The 14,487-nt window shown below is 70.2% G+C and carries 17 protein-coding genes and 1 tRNA gene; 10 read left to right on the plus strand and 8 right to left on the minus strand.

Translation table 11 applies throughout. The features are described from left to right. Positions 1-11: 11 nt before the first annotated feature. Positions 12-1,109 carry a DUF5937 family protein gene (locus ACFVFS_RS04985; RefSeq protein ID WP_380620230.1) on the minus strand — a complete coding sequence of 366 codons (1,098 nt, stop codon included), beginning with the start codon at positions 1,107-1,109 and terminating at the stop codon, positions 12-14. Positions 1,110-1,210: 101 nt separating this feature from the next. On the opposite strand from ACFVFS_RS04985, the gene ACFVFS_RS04990 reads away from it, so the two are divergent. From ACFVFS_RS04990 to ACFVFS_RS05005, 4 genes are all read left to right on the plus strand, one after another. Beyond that, the gene (locus ACFVFS_RS04990) at positions 1,211-2,524 is read left to right on the plus strand and encodes an MFS transporter (RefSeq protein ID WP_380620232.1); all 1,314 of its coding nucleotides are present in this window, start codon (positions 1,211-1,213) and stop codon (positions 2,522-2,524) included. Positions 2,525-2,692: 168 nt separating this feature from the next. Next, on the plus strand, positions 2,693-3,496 hold the full coding sequence (locus tag ACFVFS_RS04995) for an MBL fold metallo-hydrolase (RefSeq protein WP_380620234.1): 804 nt from the start codon (positions 2,693-2,695) through the stop codon (positions 3,494-3,496). Positions 3,497-3,501: 5 nt separating this feature from the next. Continuing rightward, positions 3,502-3,933 carry a nuclear transport factor 2 family protein gene (locus tag ACFVFS_RS05000; protein ID WP_380620237.1) on the plus strand — a complete coding sequence of 144 codons (432 nt, stop codon included), beginning with the start codon at positions 3,502-3,504 and terminating at the stop codon, positions 3,931-3,933. A gap of 130 nt (positions 3,934-4,063) precedes the next feature. Then, positions 4,064-5,362: an NAD(P)/FAD-dependent oxidoreductase gene (locus tag ACFVFS_RS05005; RefSeq protein WP_380620240.1), complete on the plus strand. Its 1,299-nt coding sequence runs from the start codon at positions 4,064-4,066 to the stop codon at positions 5,360-5,362. A gap of 474 nt (positions 5,363-5,836) precedes the next feature. Here ACFVFS_RS05005 and ACFVFS_RS05010 read toward each other — a convergent pair whose 3' ends face one another. Next, positions 5,837-6,520 carry a DUF6308 family protein gene (locus ACFVFS_RS05010; RefSeq protein WP_380620242.1) on the minus strand — a complete coding sequence of 228 codons (684 nt, stop codon included), beginning with the start codon at positions 6,518-6,520 and terminating at the stop codon, positions 5,837-5,839. A 207-nt stretch (positions 6,521-6,727) separates the two neighbouring features. Between ACFVFS_RS05010 and ACFVFS_RS05015 the strand changes: the two genes are divergently transcribed. Both ACFVFS_RS05015 and ACFVFS_RS05020 read left to right on the plus strand, forming a co-directional pair. Continuing rightward, positions 6,728-7,396 carry a DUF1963 domain-containing protein gene (locus ACFVFS_RS05015; protein ID WP_380620245.1) on the plus strand — a complete coding sequence of 223 codons (669 nt, stop codon included), beginning with the start codon at positions 6,728-6,730 and terminating at the stop codon, positions 7,394-7,396. Then, a complete protein-coding gene (locus ACFVFS_RS05020; RefSeq protein ID WP_380620248.1) occupies positions 7,390-7,962 on the plus strand; it encodes an SMI1/KNR4 family protein in 573 nt (190 codons plus the stop codon). The genes ACFVFS_RS05015 and ACFVFS_RS05020 overlap by 7 nt, the downstream gene beginning before the upstream one ends. A gap of 207 nt (positions 7,963-8,169) precedes the next feature. Here the strand turns inward: ACFVFS_RS05020 and ACFVFS_RS05025 are convergent, their stop codons facing one another. From ACFVFS_RS05025 to ACFVFS_RS05045, 5 genes are all read right to left on the minus strand, one after another. Next, entirely contained in the window at positions 8,170-8,532 is a 363-nt protein-coding gene (locus ACFVFS_RS05025; RefSeq protein ID WP_380620250.1) for a hypothetical protein, read from the minus strand. A 69-nt stretch (positions 8,533-8,601) separates the two neighbouring features. Beyond that, positions 8,602-8,674, minus strand: a tRNA-Gln gene (locus ACFVFS_RS05030). A gap of 88 nt (positions 8,675-8,762) precedes the next feature. Beyond that, positions 8,763-10,136, minus strand: a complete 1,374-nt coding sequence (locus tag ACFVFS_RS05035) for a hypothetical protein (RefSeq protein ID WP_380620252.1) — start codon at positions 10,134-10,136, stop codon at positions 8,763-8,765. A 415-nt stretch (positions 10,137-10,551) separates the two neighbouring features. Continuing rightward, a complete protein-coding gene (locus tag ACFVFS_RS05040; RefSeq protein ID WP_380620254.1) occupies positions 10,552-10,845 on the minus strand; it encodes an SAV_915 family protein in 294 nt (97 codons plus the stop codon). A gap of 32 nt (positions 10,846-10,877) precedes the next feature. Next, on the minus strand, positions 10,878-11,057 hold the full coding sequence (locus ACFVFS_RS05045) for a hypothetical protein (RefSeq protein WP_380620256.1): 180 nt from the start codon (positions 11,055-11,057) through the stop codon (positions 10,878-10,880). Between the two features lie 189 nt (positions 11,058-11,246). Between ACFVFS_RS05045 and ACFVFS_RS05050 the strand changes: the two genes are divergently transcribed. From ACFVFS_RS05050 to ACFVFS_RS05065, 4 genes are all read left to right on the plus strand, one after another. Next, on the plus strand, positions 11,247-11,489 hold the full coding sequence (locus ACFVFS_RS05050) for a hypothetical protein (RefSeq protein ID WP_380620258.1): 243 nt from the start codon (positions 11,247-11,249) through the stop codon (positions 11,487-11,489). A gap of 62 nt (positions 11,490-11,551) precedes the next feature. Then, positions 11,552-11,731 (plus strand): hypothetical protein, encoded by a 180-nt coding sequence (locus ACFVFS_RS05055; RefSeq protein WP_380620261.1) that lies wholly within the window; start codon positions 11,552-11,554, stop codon positions 11,729-11,731. Between the two features lie 72 nt (positions 11,732-11,803). Next, positions 11,804-12,070 carry a DUF2087 domain-containing protein gene (locus ACFVFS_RS05060; protein ID WP_380620264.1) on the plus strand — a complete coding sequence of 89 codons (267 nt, stop codon included), beginning with the start codon at positions 11,804-11,806 and terminating at the stop codon, positions 12,068-12,070. A 134-nt stretch (positions 12,071-12,204) separates the two neighbouring features. Beyond that, positions 12,205-12,351 carry a hypothetical protein gene (locus tag ACFVFS_RS05065; RefSeq protein WP_380620266.1) on the plus strand — a complete coding sequence of 49 codons (147 nt, stop codon included), beginning with the start codon at positions 12,205-12,207 and terminating at the stop codon, positions 12,349-12,351. A gap of 22 nt (positions 12,352-12,373) precedes the next feature. Here ACFVFS_RS05065 and ACFVFS_RS05070 read toward each other — a convergent pair whose 3' ends face one another. Continuing rightward, positions 12,374-14,290, minus strand: a complete 1,917-nt coding sequence (locus ACFVFS_RS05070) for a hypothetical protein (protein ID WP_380620269.1) — start codon at positions 14,288-14,290, stop codon at positions 12,374-12,376. Positions 14,291-14,487: the final 197 nt, after the last annotated feature.

Here is a 14,487-nt window from a genome sequence, read left to right on the forward strand (position 1 = left end):
GGTGTTCCCCTTCATCGCAGCACCGCCTCCAGCAGGTCGGTGCCCAGCCGGGCGCTGCCGGCCAGGTCGAGCTGGTAGAGCATGTACCGGCCGCGCCGCCGGGTGGTCAGCAGGCCGGCCTTGCGGAGCACCGCCAGGTGCCGGGACACCTCGGGCGCGCTGAGCTGCCAGGCGGCGGCGAGCTCGCCGGTGGTGTGCGGACCGCGGGCGATGGTGCGGGCGAGCCGCAGGCGGACGGGGTGCGCGAGCGCCTCCAGCCGCTGCTGGACCACCGCGAGCGAGACCGGCTCGGGCAGGCCCTCCTCGGCGACGGGGTACTGCACCACCGGGCGCCAGCCGGGGGCGGAGACCACCACCAGGTGCGGATGGCCGAACGCGGACGGGACGAAGGTGACGCCGCCGGAGGCGCCCGCGCCGGTGGTGTTGTCCTGGAGCTTGTCGACGACGATCCGGCGCCGCCCCTCGCCGGCGTCCTCCAGCTGCACCGAGGAGGAGACGGCGGCCAGGGCCTCGGCCGCGCCGTGCCGCACCAGCAGGTCCGTCTTGCGGCGGGCGTCGGCAGCCAGCTCGGGCAGCACCCGCCGCCAGGCGTCGGAGAAGAACGCGTCCGCGCAGTCCTCCAGCATCCGCCGCACCAGCGCCCGGACGGCCGGCGGGTCGGAGAGCAGCCGGTCCGCGAAGTCCGCCTGCCGGGGGCCGCGGGCCAGGGCCAGCTCGCGGGCCCGCTCCTGGGCGACCGGGTCGGTGAGCGGCGAGGCGCTCCGGTTCGCGAGCCGGGTGACGCCGCAGGTCGTCACGAGCGCGGCGCGCACGTACTGCTCGTCCCCGAGCCGGTCGACGGCGTCCAGCTCCTCGGCGAGGGTGGCGCCGGGCAGGCCGGGCACGAGGAAGTCGGCGCGCGAGGAGCGCCAGAGGAAGTCGGCCTCGGAGAGCCGCTCGGCGAGCGCCGGCGGGACGGTGGCCGTGGTGCTCGCCGCCCAGCCGTGCAGGGCGGGATGGTGCGCCGGCTCGGCGAGCACGTGCAGCATGGCGGCGAGTTCGGCCAGCGGGGAGGGGGTGAACAGCAGCCGCTCGTCGGGCAGGCCGGTGATGTCGATGGTCAGGCTCACGCTCCCGATCCTGTCATCCCCCGCGAGGGCGTCCGCCGCGGATTGACGGTACTCGTCAATCCGCGTGCCCGGGGTGCGGGAGCGGGCGGACGGTACCGCCCATGAGTCCGATCCGGAGCCCGAAGCGGCCGCCCCACCACGACCCCGCGACCCACCACGACCCGGCGACCCACCACGACCCGGGCCCTCCCGACGACCCCGCACCCCGCAGCGGCCCGGCCGCCCTGCTCGGCCTGCTCACCGCCGCCGGCGGCCCGCGCTACGCCGCCGCCCTGGTCGTGGACGCCCTCGGCACCGGCCTGCTGCGGCCGTTCCTGCTGCTCTACGGCATCGGCGTGCTCGCACTGGACGCGGGCACGGCGGGCCTCGCGATGTCCGCCGGCATGGTCGCCGGCCTGCTCGTCCTCCCGCTGACCGGCCGGTGGATCGACCGGGGCGCGCGCAGCCTGCCGGCGGCGGCGACCCTGCTGGTGCGGGCGGCCGGGTCGGTGACCCTGCTGCTGGCGGACGGCGTGGCGGGCTTCGTGGCGGCGGCCGTCCTGCTCGGGGTGGGCAGCCAGTCCTGGCCCGCCACCCACGCGGCGGTCGTCTCGACCCTGACCGAGGGCCGCACCCGGGACGCCGCACTGGCCGCCGGGCGGACGCTGCGCAACGCCGGGCTGGGCTCGGGCGCGCTGCTGGCGACCGTCGCGGTGGCGGGCGGCACGGGGGCGCTGCGGCTGCTCGCCGGGGTGACGGCCGTGGCCTGCCTGCTGTCGGCGGTGCTGGTGCACTCGCTGCGGGTGACCGCTCCCCAGGCGCCGCCCGCGCCGGCCGGGGACCCCGCGGACGCGGCGGGCGCCGCGGACCCGGCGCTGCGCCGGATCACCCTGCTCAGCGTGGCCAACCTGCCCTTCGCGTTCTCCTTCGACGTCCTGGAGGTGGCCCTGCCCGCGCTGCTGGTGCTGCACCTGCACGCCTCCGCCGCCTGGTCCTCGGGCGTCTTCGTGGGCAACACGGTGCTGGTGATCACCCTCCAGCTGGCCGTGGTGCTCCGTCTCGCCCACCGCTCCCGGCACACCGTGCTGGCCGTCGGCGGCCTCGCGCTCGCCCTCTCCTACCTGGGCTTCTGGGTGGCCGGCGGGCTCGGCGGCACCGCCGGGGCGGCCAGTGTGGCGGTGGTGTCCGTCCTCTTCACCCTCGGTGAGATCCTCTACTCCGGCTCGGGCACCGCCCTGGTCGCCGCGAGCGCCCCGCCCCATCTGCTCGGCCGTGCCCTGGCCCGCTGGGAGCTGTCGATGGGCGTCGGCCGCGCGCTCGCCCCGGCCGCGCTGACCGCCCTGCTCGCCGCCGGGCCCGGCGTCCTGTGGCCGGTCCTGGCCGCCGCCACCCTCCTCGCCGCGGCCGTCGTCGCCCGCCTCCGCCCGGCAGCCTGACCGTGCCCCTCCATTCCGTACCGCGCCGTTCCGTACCCCGCCGTTCCGGACCCCGCCGTTCCGGACCGGGCCCGGCCCCGGGATGCGGTCGCGACTCCGGTCGCCGATCCTGGGCGGCGAGGCACGTGCGCGCACGCGCCGGGCCCCGGTCGTGAGGAAGGACAGCGCATGAGCGCCCTCGACTTCGAGGTCATCGACAGCCCGGACAGCTCGCTCAACAAGACCTCCGTCCTGGTCACCGGGCCGCAGGACGCGCTGCTGGTGGACGCCGGGTTCACCCGCTCCGACGGACGGCGGCTGGCGGAGCGGGTGCGGGCCAGTGGGAAGCGGCTGACCACGGTGTTCGTCAGCCACGGCGACCCGGACTTCTACTTCGGCGCCCAGGAGGTCCAGGACGTCTTCCCGCAGGCCCGGTTCCTGGCCACCGCGTCGACCGTCGAGCACATCCAGGAGACCTTCGACGCCAAGAAGCAGGCCTGGGCGCACCTGGGGCCGGAGCTGCCGACCCGGCTGGTGCGCCCGGAGGTGCTGCACGGCGACGAGCTGGTCTTCGAGGGGCACCGCTTCGAGCTGCGCGGCGCGGACTTCCACCTGCCGGACCGGCACTACCTGTGGCAGCACCACCACCGCGCGGTGCTCGGCGGGGTGCTGCTCTTCCAGGGGCTGCACGTCTGGACGGCGGACACGCCGACGCCGGAGCAGCGGGCGGCCTGGATCGACCTGCTGGACGGCATGGCGGCGCTGGAGCCGGCCTTCGTGGCGGCCGGGCACCGGACGGCGGAGGCGCCGACCGACACCTCGTCGATCGACCGCACCCGGGACTACCTGCGGGCCTTCGAGACGGAGGTCGGCCGGGCACCGGACGCGGCGGCGGCCAGGGAGGCGCTGGAGAAGCGCTTCCCCGACCTGGGCATGAAGCTGGCGGTCGACCTCGGGACGAAGGTCGCCAAGGGCGAGCTGAGCTGGGGCTGAGCGCGATGATCGAGATCCCGAGGTCCGCGGCCGCGTTCGCGGAGTCCGACGCCCCGGCCGACGTGGTCCGCCGCCAGTACCTGGCCTCGGCGCGCGGCGACCTGGGGGCACTGCGGGCGACGCTCGCCGACGACGTGGAGTGGACGGAGATGGCGGGCTTCCCGCTGGCCGGCACCTACCGCACCCCGAAGGGCGTCACCAGCGGGGTGATGGAGCGGCTGGCGGCCGAGTGGGAGGACTGGACGGCCCACGACGACCGGTACGTGGCGGCCGGCGAGGAGGTGGTGGTGCTGGGCCGGTACACGGCGGTGCACAAGGCCACCCGGCGGCCGCTGGAGGTGCGGGTGGTGCACCACTTCACGGTGCGCGGCGGGCGGATCGTGCGGTTCGAGCAGTTCACCGACACCGCGCTGGTCCGGGACGCGATGACGCCCTGACCCCTTCGCACCCCGGCAGGCACGTCACCCGTTCGGGGGAGCCCGCGCGGCGCGCCGGACACGCTCTCGACAGCTCCCCCGACCGGCGGCAGGCTGTCCGTGATTTCCGCCGGAGAACGAGGAGTTCACCATGAGCACGGACAGCAGCGGCACCGACGGCGGCGGGCGGGAGCGCCCCATCGTGATCGTCGGCGCCTCCCTCGGCGGCGCGAAGGCCGCACAGGCGCTGCGCGAGGCCGGGTACACCGGCAGCATCGTGCTGATCGGCGAGGAACACGAGCGCCCGTACGAGCGCCCGCCGCTCTCCAAGGGCTACCTGCTCGGCAAGACGGACCGGGAGAAGATCTACGTCCACCCGCCGCAGTGGTACGCCGAGCACGACGTGACGCTGCGCCTGGGCACCCGGGTGGTCGCCGTCGACCCGGCCGCGCACACCGTGACGCTGGCCGACGACGGGCAGGTGGCGTACGCGAAGCTGCTGCTGACCACCGGCTCGGTGCCGCGCCGCCTCCCGGTGCCCGGGGCGGAGCAGGACGGCGTGCACTACCTGCGCCGGGTGGAGGACAGCGAGCGGATCCGCGAGGCGTTCCGCGCGGACGCCCGGATCGTGGTGATCGGCGCGGGCTGGATCGGTCTGGAGACGGCCGCCGCCGCGCGGACGGCAGGCGCGCAGGTGACGGTCCTGGAAGCGGCCGAGCTCCCGCTGCTGCGGGTGCTGGGCCGCGAGGTCGCCCAGGTCTTCGCCGACCTGCACCGCGAGCACGGCGTGGACCTGCGCTTCGGCGTGCAGGTCACCGAGCTGACCGGCGAGGGCGGCCGGGTCACCGGCGTCCGCCTCGCGGACGGCACCACGGTGGCGGCGGACGCGGTGGTGGTGGGCATCGGCATCGCCCCGGACACCGCCCTCGCCGAGTCGGCCGGCCTGGAGGTCGACAACGGCGTCAAGACCGACGAGCACCTCCGCACCTCCGACCCCGACATCCACGCCGCGGGCGACGTCGCCAACGCCTACCACCCCCTGTTCGCCCGCCACCTCCGCGTCGAGCACTGGGCCAACGCCGTCAACCAGCCCCAGACCGCCGCCCGCGCCATGCTCGGCGAGCCCGCCTCGTACGACCGCGTCCCCTACTTCTTCACGGATGCCGAGTGGACACCCCGGCATCCTAACGAGCCGGTGGCCTCGCGGGACAAGCTGAGCATGGAATACCTCGGCTACGTCGAGCCCGACGGCTACGACCGAGTCGTGTTCCGAGGGGACGTGAAGGCCAACGAGTTCATCGCGTTCTGGCTCAAGGACGACCGAGTCCTGGCCGGCATGAACATGAACATCTGGGACGTCACCGACCCGATCCGCAACCTGATCGTCTCCAAGCGCGTGGTGAACGCCGACCGCTTGGCGAACCCGAACATCCCCCTCGGCGAGATCTGAGACCCGACCGAAGCCCTGGCCGACGAGCAGCCAACCGATCCTCGCTGCGGGCCGCACGAACGGAACCGGTTCGGTGACCAGGCCTCCCTCCGGCGGGCGTACACACCCTCGGCAAGGAGGGAGAAACGGCCGTCCCCGGGCCCGGCAAAGCTTCTCCATCGCTTCCCCGTCCGGCCGCCGGACTACGGGGTCCTCCAAGCCCTGGCCGCACGACCCATCCGGCCACTTGCCCCCCAGCGGTCGAAAACAAGTGCGGTCGTGGTTTTCCTGTCCGATTCGTTCAGCTCTGGATCTATCTCGTCCACCTCCCATGACGCCTGGTCCCACCTCATGACACCCAGTCCGTGAGAGGCGCGTGAGAGGCCGGTGAGCCGCAGTGAGCTTCCTCACTGCGGCTCACCGGCGAGCGCGGTGGCGGTGCCGGGAAGCTTCTACCGACTCGCCGTGCTGACACAACCGGCTACTGAAGCACGCTCATTCAGGCTTACCAAGATTCCAAGCCAAAACGTCGAGAATTCGCAGCAGTGAAACGTCATCTGGGGCCACCGAAGCGAGGGTCATCCACTGTTCCGACTGAGAGTCGATGTCTTTCGCCATGGATTCAGCCAAGAGTGTGAAGAACTCCGCCCAGGTTCGCTTGACATCGAGGTGGAGCGGATAGTTGCCCGTTGTGCCACAGTAGGCGGCGTAGACCTGGGTGTCGTAAAGCGGAATGAATAGCGGTCGCTTGCGGTGCAGGATCTTCATGAGGGTGGTTCCGCCGACCCCTGGCACACCACCAGCCCGATCCAGGAGCCCACCCAGCGCCTGGAACGGTTCACGGTGGCTCCCATCCACCACGGCCGCCTGGAGGGTTGCGCCCTGGGGGATGCTGGCGAGAACCGCCTCGAGCCTGGGGCGCACCACCTGCAGACTAGACACCGCTTTGATCGTCGGCCTGACGTTCAGAAGCAACGGGGCGAGTAAATCCCCATCGTTGAGCTGGTTGGGGCCACTTCCCGTGTCCATGCGGTCGTACACGGGGTACGCATACGGCTTCCCGCCTTTCGCTGCGGCGGCTGCCGTGTTCGCCTTCTCGTCGAAGTACGCGCCGGTCCATTCGATGGCCCTGGCCATCGCGATGCGATGACCGCCGACTGTGAGTTCCTGATTCTTCATCGTATGACCCACTGAGCTTTCATCCTGCGCGCCGGCCTCACACGGGGCGCGGCTCTCATCTGCCCCGGCAGCCATCCCGTGCCGCGACGAGCGCTCCGACGTCAGTATGTCGACCTGCGACGCTCGCTGGTTGCCAAATCGTAGATGCCGTCACGCCGGAACTCTCGCGCGAGAGGGTGTCCGTGGCCTGTCGTACAGTCGCCATCTGTGACGACGACCCTGATGACGTACGCAGGCACTACGGAGCCCGACGCACCGACCACCCGCACCGGCGGCGTGCCGCTGGCCCCGGCCGGGACTACCTGGCCGCAGTGCAGCACCTGCGACGGACCGATGCAGTTCCTGGCCCAGGTACTCCTGGACGACCTTGGCCTCCACGCGGGCCAGGGCGACGCCGAGGAACGGGGCTTGCTCGCCCTGTTCATGTGCCAGAACGATCCGGGCATGTGCGAGGAGTGGGATCCGCAGGCGGGCGGCAATCGAGCACTGATCTTCCCCGTAGCCGAGCTCCAGCCGATCCCGGTGCCCGCGCTGGATGAGGAAGACGACCAGGAGCCGGTGCTGCTCGGCTCGGTGAGCGCCGTCAGGTACGAGAGGCCGTCGACGGCAGCGGAGTACGACCGGGCCTGTAACGAGTCGGCTAGCCAGCCGGGCCGGACTCCTCTGGACGTCCTCGGCCAACTCGGCGGGCAGCCCGCCTGGCTACAGAACGACGAGACTCCTGCCTGCCCGACCTGCGCACGGCAAATGAGGCTCGTCGTCCAGCTCGAGGAAGGACGGGACCACGCCACAGCGATGAACTTCGGCGGCCGCGGCAAGGCCTACGCCTTCGCTTGCGAGCCCTGCGCACAAGCCGTGTTCCTGTGGCAATGCTGACCGCAGCAACCTTCCGCCCCCGCTCGGAGAGCCGAACCGCGCTGGACCAGCTACACACGTTGCTCGGGGAACCCGCGTGCTGGGGTTGGGCCAGGCCCGCGATCTGGGATGCCGGTGAGCGGTACCTCGGTTTCCGGCTGCCGGCCGACTTCAAGGCGTTCCTCGATCTGTACGGCCCCGGCTCGGTGGACGGCTACCTGACGATCGACCGGCCGATGGACACCACACCGGCAGAGCTGGAACGCTATTGGGGACCCTCGCCTGAGCGTCCAGCCTGGTACGGCGAGATCGCCGAGGGCTGCTGGGAGGTGGACGAGTCCGACGTCCGATCAGGCGTTCTGCTGCTGTGGGGAAGCGACGAGCACGGAAGCCGGTACTTCTTCCGCGCGGTCGAGGACGATCCCGCCGAGTGGCGGATCATCATCAGCAGCGACGAGGGTGAGTGGTTCGAGACCGCCGGGACGTTCACCGAGTTCCTGGTGCGCTGCTTCCACCGGATCGACCGCCCCGACTTCATCGACCCCAGCTGGCCGAGGCCCGGCGGGCGCTACGAAGCCCGCCAATGACCCAGCACTCAGCGGCCCGGACCGCTACCAGGCGCGCCGGCCTGGGAAACCGCGCCGTACGTTGCCCGCGTGAGTACGAAGCACTCCCCGTTGTCTGCGCCTGGTGCGGCGTTGGGTCAGAGGAATGCAGAGACTGCGGCCTTGCTGGCCGCCACTGACATCCGGCCAGCCAACGATCCGGAGCAGCGCTCTGCGCCGGTACAGCCGTCATCTATCACCGGGTACCTGGTTCTTGGCTTCGAGAAGACGGTGAAGACGTCGGATCTCGCTGATCAGACGGGGGATGTCTTGACGGGCGTTGGCGATGAAGTTGGCGTTCTCGTCCCACCGCTCGTCTGCGACGTCGACGTACCGAGGCTGCTGTACGAGCGTGGCGGCCACGACGTGGTGGTGATCGAAGTCCGGCCAGCGTTCCCCGAGACCGGTGTCAGCGACGGTGCTGACGGCCACGAGGCTCATGGCGAATTCGTCGTCGAGTTGTCGCACGTGCCAGGGACCTGGGGTCGCGGCGTCAGCGCGGTCCTCGATATCGGCGAGGTCTTCGTCGGTCAGCGGATCGGGAGTGTTCATCAGGCCGGCAGTTCCTTGTGCTCGATGAGCTCGCCACATTCGTAGCGGCTCCGGCGAGAATCAAGAGGGCGACGAGGGCAGGATTCGAACCTGCGTCCACCCGGGATCAGAGCCGGGCGCTCCTCCGCAGAGCTTCCTCGTCGCCGAGTTGATCATTGCGGGAGCCAACGCGTGGGTCAACTGGTTTGTCGCGCAACGCAAAACAGTGGGCGCGGGCGGCCGTACCGGCACTACAGCCACTCCTGCGCGGCGGCGCGCTTTCCTTTGCCCGAGAAGATCCCAGCCGACCGGAGGGCGCTCGCCATAAGGGGATCGGTGACGGCAACCCCATGCACAAGCTCGGGCGTCCGACGGAAGGCGATGGCCTTGGCTGCCGGCCTGGGGGCGGTCCAGGCGCCGGCCACCGGGTCCACGCCATGTCGGGCGCAGGCTGCCTCGACCAGCGAACGCGGGCACTCCTTCTCACCCCGCAGCACTTCCCAGGGCAGCGGCAGCTCCGCCCAGACATAGGTGTCCGGATGCAGCCCGCCACCGCTCATGCGGTGCCAGTACGCCACATCGGCCGCCATCAGGCGGGGCACCTTGCCGGGGCAGATCCGGTCCAGGACCTCCACCCGACCAAGCTCGGTCAGCAGCGCCAACCAGTGCGCCCGCGCTGTGTTCCACGCCTGCGCGGCCTGGTTCCACGTCGACGAGTCGTTGCCCCGGCGCACGATCATGGTGTCGCGCTCCAGAGGGCAGCGCTCCCAGGCATCCTCCAGCAACTCGGCCACCTCCCGTAGAAAACGGGTCCACTGTGCCAGCAGCTCAGTGAGGTCCTCGTCGGACAATCTCTCGAGTACTTCGGCCGTCGGATGCACATGCGCGACCGCGTACCAACGGGTCTGATCCGGCTGTGCCAGCAGTCGCTTGTACAGGGCGTCAGCGACTTCGTCGTACACCTGCCTCTGCTTCCCGTTGGTGAAGATGCTCCGCATATAGCTCCGTGCGGTGACGTACGCGACGAAGGCTGCGGTGTCCGGGTCCACGGCGAACAGCTCGTACGGCAGTTTGTGGGCGAATGCGCCCTTCCCGGTGATGGTGACCTCGCGACGGCGCTGCTCGTGGATGAACCGCGCCAGCTTGGCCTCCATCCGGCACAACAGCCGGAAGCGCTTGTTGTACTGGCGCTTGGACAGCTCGCCCAGTCCGGCCTCGGCGCGCTCAGCCCGGTCGAGCCGATCCCTGCCGAAGTCGTTGTGCCCATAGGCGCGGCGGATCTCCTCCCCCGCGCGGCGAATCACCGCCTCGATCTGCTCGGGATCATCCCCGGCGCCGTCCTGGAGGTCCGGCACGTTCGTGAACAGGCTTGCCGCGCGGGTGAGCTGCCGCTGTGCGCCGACAGGCCGGGCGAAGCCCTCCAGCATGGACGTGTAGCCGTGCCACAGCTTGCGCAGTGAGTGCTCGGTGGCTTTGGTGAGAGCTGCCTCGGTGGCCGGGTCGAGGCGAGTTCCCTGCGCCGCGTACAGGTCCTGGATGAGCTGGGCCACGTCCTCCGGACGCTTGCGCAGTTTCAGAGAGGCGTGCAGCTCACTGAGCAGCTGTTCAACGGCAGGAGACGGCATGCGCCTCACCCTGTCATCACCAACATCGAACCTCCACCCATTATCCGGTCCGAGGCCTGAGGCGGAGGACCGCTGCCCACGGTGCCGCAGGGCACGGGCCGGTGAGCAATGTCCGCTCCCAAGCGCCGCTGGTGGCAGCGCCCTGAACCCTCGACACCCTGAACGTTCCGCCGAGCCAGACGTACGCGGCTTCAGGGGCCAGAAGGCGTTGTCAGAGGTCCGTACTGATGACCGCTAAGCTCCCCCGCCATGCCCAAAGCCCATGAGTCCACCTGTTCCTACCGCCAGGGCCGCCCCCGCAGGCCGAAAAACGCTCTCTCGCTGACGGGCAAAAGCGGCCTGGAGGCCTTTCCATACTCGACTGACGGCCAGTCACCGACACACCCTGGCCAGGGCACCCGTCACACGCCGAGGACTACGCGTTTTGCGCGGCTGGGACAGAACACCTAGCCGTTGTCGGCGCAGCCACCAACTTCGGCTCTGGCAGCAGCCGTTCGATGCCCAGCGGCGCCGTCATCTCGCGCAGCGCCCGCTCGGTCAGCTCGGCCGCCTCCTGCTCGGGGCCGAGCGGCGCGTGCGGCGCGGCGGCCGAGCTGAACTCGACGGCGCATCGGGTCCCGTCCCGCTGCCGAAACAGCCGCAGCACCTGGGCGTCACCAACGGTCCTCACCGGTCCGTAGCGGACGGGGTGCTCCTCGAAGGCGGTCATCTCGCGTCCTCCTGGGGTGGGTGCCTGGCCGCTCAGTCCTCGTCATGCTGGGCGTAACGGCAGTGGCCCACCAGGCGTCCCGGCTGGCAGGGCTCAGCCGGACGTCGCTCGAACACGGTGTCACGCAGCAGTCGGCGCAGCACCGTCTCGTCCACGACGGGCCGCGCCCGACGTTCGTCGGGGTCCGTCGAGATCACCAGGTAGCCGGTCATGGCGTGCATCGTCCTTCCCGCTACCGTGCCCTGCGGGCTCAGCTCCGAGCCCGCCTCCAGTGCAACCCGTTCGGGGCTGGCAGCGCCGCCCTTGACGCGCGGTCTCCACCCATCGGGGCCTGTCCTCACGTTTCCTTGACATCCCTGCGGCCGAAAGGGTGCGGCCCCGTCCTGGCATGATCTGTGGCCATGGACCTGGAGACGCTGCTGCGCCGGCTCGCCGACGAGTACATCGAGGACCCCTGGGACCGGCCGGAGGAGTACCACCACGCCGGTGACGCCACCTTGCCTGGCCTGCCGCCGGGCTCGCACCCGGTGCACATCGGCGCCGAGATCATCGACAACGCCGCAGTCGGGGCGGAGGAGGCGTTCGTGGTCCTGCTGCTCGTCCAGCTGGGCCGCCCGAGCAGATCGCCGAGGCCGAGTTCGTAGCGGCCGCACCGCACTGGCAGGCTCTCAGCGCCGACCTCGGACTGCTGTGGGACGCCGCCACCATGGAGCACCGGACCGGACCGGGCCGCCACCAGCGCGTCTGGCTGGCCCGCCAGATCACCCCGAACATCAGCCTGCCCGCTCTCCCGACCTTCGCCGAAAACGCCCTCTGCCGCGAGGGCCGCACGGCCGACGGGGCGCTGGTCGCCCTGCTCTTCACCCGCAGTCAGCAGCCGTTCTGACCGTAATTCAGTTGAGCGGGCACTCGGCGGCATGCGAACCTCCCCGCGACGACGCCGATGTCAGGAGACCCCGTGACCAGTGCCCTCCCGCCCAAGGTGGCCTCCCTGTTCCGTGACGGGCGCCTCGAGGTCATCCCTCGCAAGGCCGCCCGCCGCGACCCGTTGCTCGACCACCTCGCCGCGACGCTCTTCGAGCCCGGCCGCGACTACCGCGAGGTCGACGTCAACGAGGCCATCCGCACGGTGCACGACGACTTCCCGGCGCTGCGCCGCCACCTGGTCGAGAGCGGCCGGTTGAGCCGGGCCAAGGACGGCAGCAGCTACCACCGCGCGGCCTGACGCCGAGGAGCGCCTACGATGTGCACCACAGCGCCGCCCACAGGTCCAGCCTGGTGTGGAAGCGGGGGATCAAGCCGGTGATCGCCCGCCGCGGAGTGCCCCACGGATCAGGACTCGGCGTCCACCGCTGGGTCGTGGAGCGCACCATCGCTTGGCTCCACGGCTGCCGCCGCCTTCGTATCCGCTGGGAACGGCGCGATGACATCCACGAAGGCTTCCTCGGCCTCGCCACCTGCCTGATCACTCGCAGGCACGTCCAGCGACTTTGCCAGGACCTCTGATGCTCCCGCAGGATGGCCGGGTCTACTGAGGATTCATCTGGTTATGAAGGTCGTCCCAGGTCCACGGCTGAGCTGCCCGTCCGTCCGTCTCCCGCCCGTACTGGCCGAAATCCTCGCGCCGAGCTGCACCGGCATCTTGCAACCTCCTGGCATACGTCCGCGCTTCCTCGGTTGCTCCCACCTGGGACATCGCCAATGTCAAAGCCTCGCCGCCGGCGTAATCCGACACGCTCGCGTGGGTGGCGGCCCTGGTCGCGAGGGAGCGGGCCGCCTCGCGGTCCCCGGTTGAGCGCAGGGAACGCACGAGGGCGGCGAGCCCACCCGGGTTCGCAAGCTCCACGTGGGCGGCGGGCCGGCGGGCCAGGAGTTGTTGTACAGCGTCGAGGTCCCGAAGCCTTCTCAGGGCCCGCAGAAGTTCTGCAACACCGTGTGGATCCGTCAGCGCAACGTGCAGTGCGGGTTCGCGAGCAAGCAAGACCCTCACAGTCTTGTCGTGTCCGCTGCAATGGAGCAGGGTCAACATGCCTGTGACGCCGCCCGGTTCTCTCAGACCAATGTGGGCGGCCGGTTCCCGATCCAGTAGGACAGTCGCTGCCGCCTCGTCCCCGGCATCCAGCAGGACGTCCAGCACGCTGGAGACGCCTGAGGCGTCTGCCAGATCGATTCCGGCCGCAACCTCAACGGCCATCTTCTGCGGCCACGGCTCGTCTACCAGTCTGTAGAGCTCCCGGAGCACGTCAGCGATGCCGAACGGGTAGCGAAGTCGGGCACGTTCAGCCAGGGCACGGAGAGCGTCGTTGTCACCGAGTATGTGGAGTTCTTCCAGTAGGTGCAGGATGAAGATGTTGGTTGGGTCAGCCTCGGCTGCAGGGTTTCGACTCAGCAGCGTGAGCAGGGCGGTGCCCGCCCCGATCTTGCGGAGTGCAGCCAGCAGAGCCATAGAAGCGAAGGGATCGAAGAGGTCACCTTCTGAGGCAGCTCTGGCAGCGAGCTCCTGAGTTGCCGCTCCTTCCCCCAGTTCGTAAAGCTCCTCTAGCAGACGGGCAACAACGAACGTATCCATACGCGCGTGATCCGCTGGTTTGCGGTCCAGCAGTGCCCGTACCGCCTCCTTGTCCCCGATGGATCGCAACACCTGCAGGAGGCTTGTGACGCCTCCTGGCTCGCTGATGTCCACCGCGGCTTCCGGTCGGCGGCTCAGCAGCTCTCGTACTGCCTCATGCGATTCGGCGCGTTGAAGCTCGACGAGCACGTCGGCGACTGGGGATCCCGAATTCAGCTCCATCTGACCGGCGATCCACAAAGCGGCGCGTTGTGATGGGTCGAGGTTGTGCCGGCTGACCACCCGAACGAAATTCGCCGGCCATGGGTGTCCGATGAGGAAGGCCTTCCGGTGGAGGGCCACGGACACCTTGAACAGGCCCCGCTTTTCGGCTGCCCCCGCGAGACTGTTCAGGTCGTCGGGGTCGGAGGCATGGGCGACCAGGGAATCCCAGAGGCTCGCCGGGCCGAGCTGATCTTCTCTGCACTGACGCGTCTGCTGATCGAGATAGTCGGCAGGCGCGTAGGCCTGTGGGCTCCCGGATCGGCTGACATGGCTGGTCAGCGCAGTGAGGGTGTGGAAGATGTCGGACCGGTTGTGCGGGTCGCCGCCGCGGTATCCGCGGGTGATATCGGCGAGCGCCGTTGTGGCCCAGTCCGGGTCGCTCGGGCGCTGACGCGCGCTGAGGTAGCCGTCGGCCGCCGCGGCCAGGAGCTCTGCGGAAATGGGCTGAGCATGACCGAGGCGTCGGGCGTCCAGAGCCGCAGTGATCAGGGCATTCTCAACCGGGCTGAACAGTGTCTCGTCGCGGTAGGCGGCGAGCAGCTCGGGTCCCCCACTCAGGTACTGAATCACTCTGCCGTCATCCGGGATGCCGGCTTCCAGCGCTGCGGCCACTCGCGCATCTGAGCATCCCGTGGCTGCGCCGTCGGCAAGCTTCCTCAGTTCCTCGCACTGCTCAGCGGTTAGGGCGCGCATTTGGTCGTGATCAAGCGGCTTTGGTGAGGTCCTTGATCCAGATCATCGCGCCACGAAGGTGGAGGCCGGCGAGGTAGCTCTCCGGGGTCTTGTCATAGCGTGTGGCGATGCCTCGC

Source organism: Kitasatospora sp. NPDC057692 (assembly GCF_042799475.1).
Taxonomy (GTDB): domain Bacteria; phylum Actinomycetota; class Actinomycetes; order Streptomycetales; family Streptomycetaceae; genus Kitasatospora.

Bases quoted from the DNA above. Each gene is read 5' to 3' on its own strand.
- ACFVFS_RS05025 (WP_380620250.1), bottom strand. From the start codon at position 8,532: ATGAACACTCCCGATCCGCTGACCGACGAAGACCTCGCCGATATCGAG.
- ACFVFS_RS05035 (WP_380620252.1), bottom strand. From the start codon at position 10,136: ATGCCGTCTCCTGCCGTTGAACAGCTGCTCAGTGAGCTGCACGCCTCT.
- ACFVFS_RS05000 (WP_380620237.1), top strand. From the start codon at position 3,502: ATGATCGAGATCCCGAGGTCCGCGGCCGCGTTCGCGGAGTCCGACGCC.
- ACFVFS_RS04995 (WP_380620234.1), top strand. From the start codon at position 2,693: ATGAGCGCCCTCGACTTCGAGGTCATCGACAGCCCGGACAGCTCGCTC.
- ACFVFS_RS05050 (WP_380620258.1), top strand. From the start codon at position 11,247: ATGGACCTGGAGACGCTGCTGCGCCGGCTCGCCGACGAGTACATCGAG.
- ACFVFS_RS05005 (WP_380620240.1), top strand. From the start codon at position 4,064: ATGAGCACGGACAGCAGCGGCACCGACGGCGGCGGGCGGGAGCGCCCC.
- ACFVFS_RS05040 (WP_380620254.1), bottom strand. From the start codon at position 10,845: ATGACCGCCTTCGAGGAGCACCCCGTCCGCTACGGACCGGTGAGGACC.
- ACFVFS_RS05045 (WP_380620256.1), bottom strand. From the start codon at position 11,057: ATGACCGGCTACCTGGTGATCTCGACGGACCCCGACGAACGTCGGGCG.
- ACFVFS_RS05010 (WP_380620242.1), bottom strand. From the start codon at position 6,520: ATGAAGAATCAGGAACTCACAGTCGGCGGTCATCGCATCGCGATGGCC.
- ACFVFS_RS04990 (WP_380620232.1), top strand. From the start codon at position 1,211: ATGAGTCCGATCCGGAGCCCGAAGCGGCCGCCCCACCACGACCCCGCG.
- ACFVFS_RS05055 (WP_380620261.1), top strand. From the start codon at position 11,552: ATGGAGCACCGGACCGGACCGGGCCGCCACCAGCGCGTCTGGCTGGCC.
- ACFVFS_RS05020 (WP_380620248.1), top strand. From the start codon at position 7,390: ATGCTGACCGCAGCAACCTTCCGCCCCCGCTCGGAGAGCCGAACCGCG.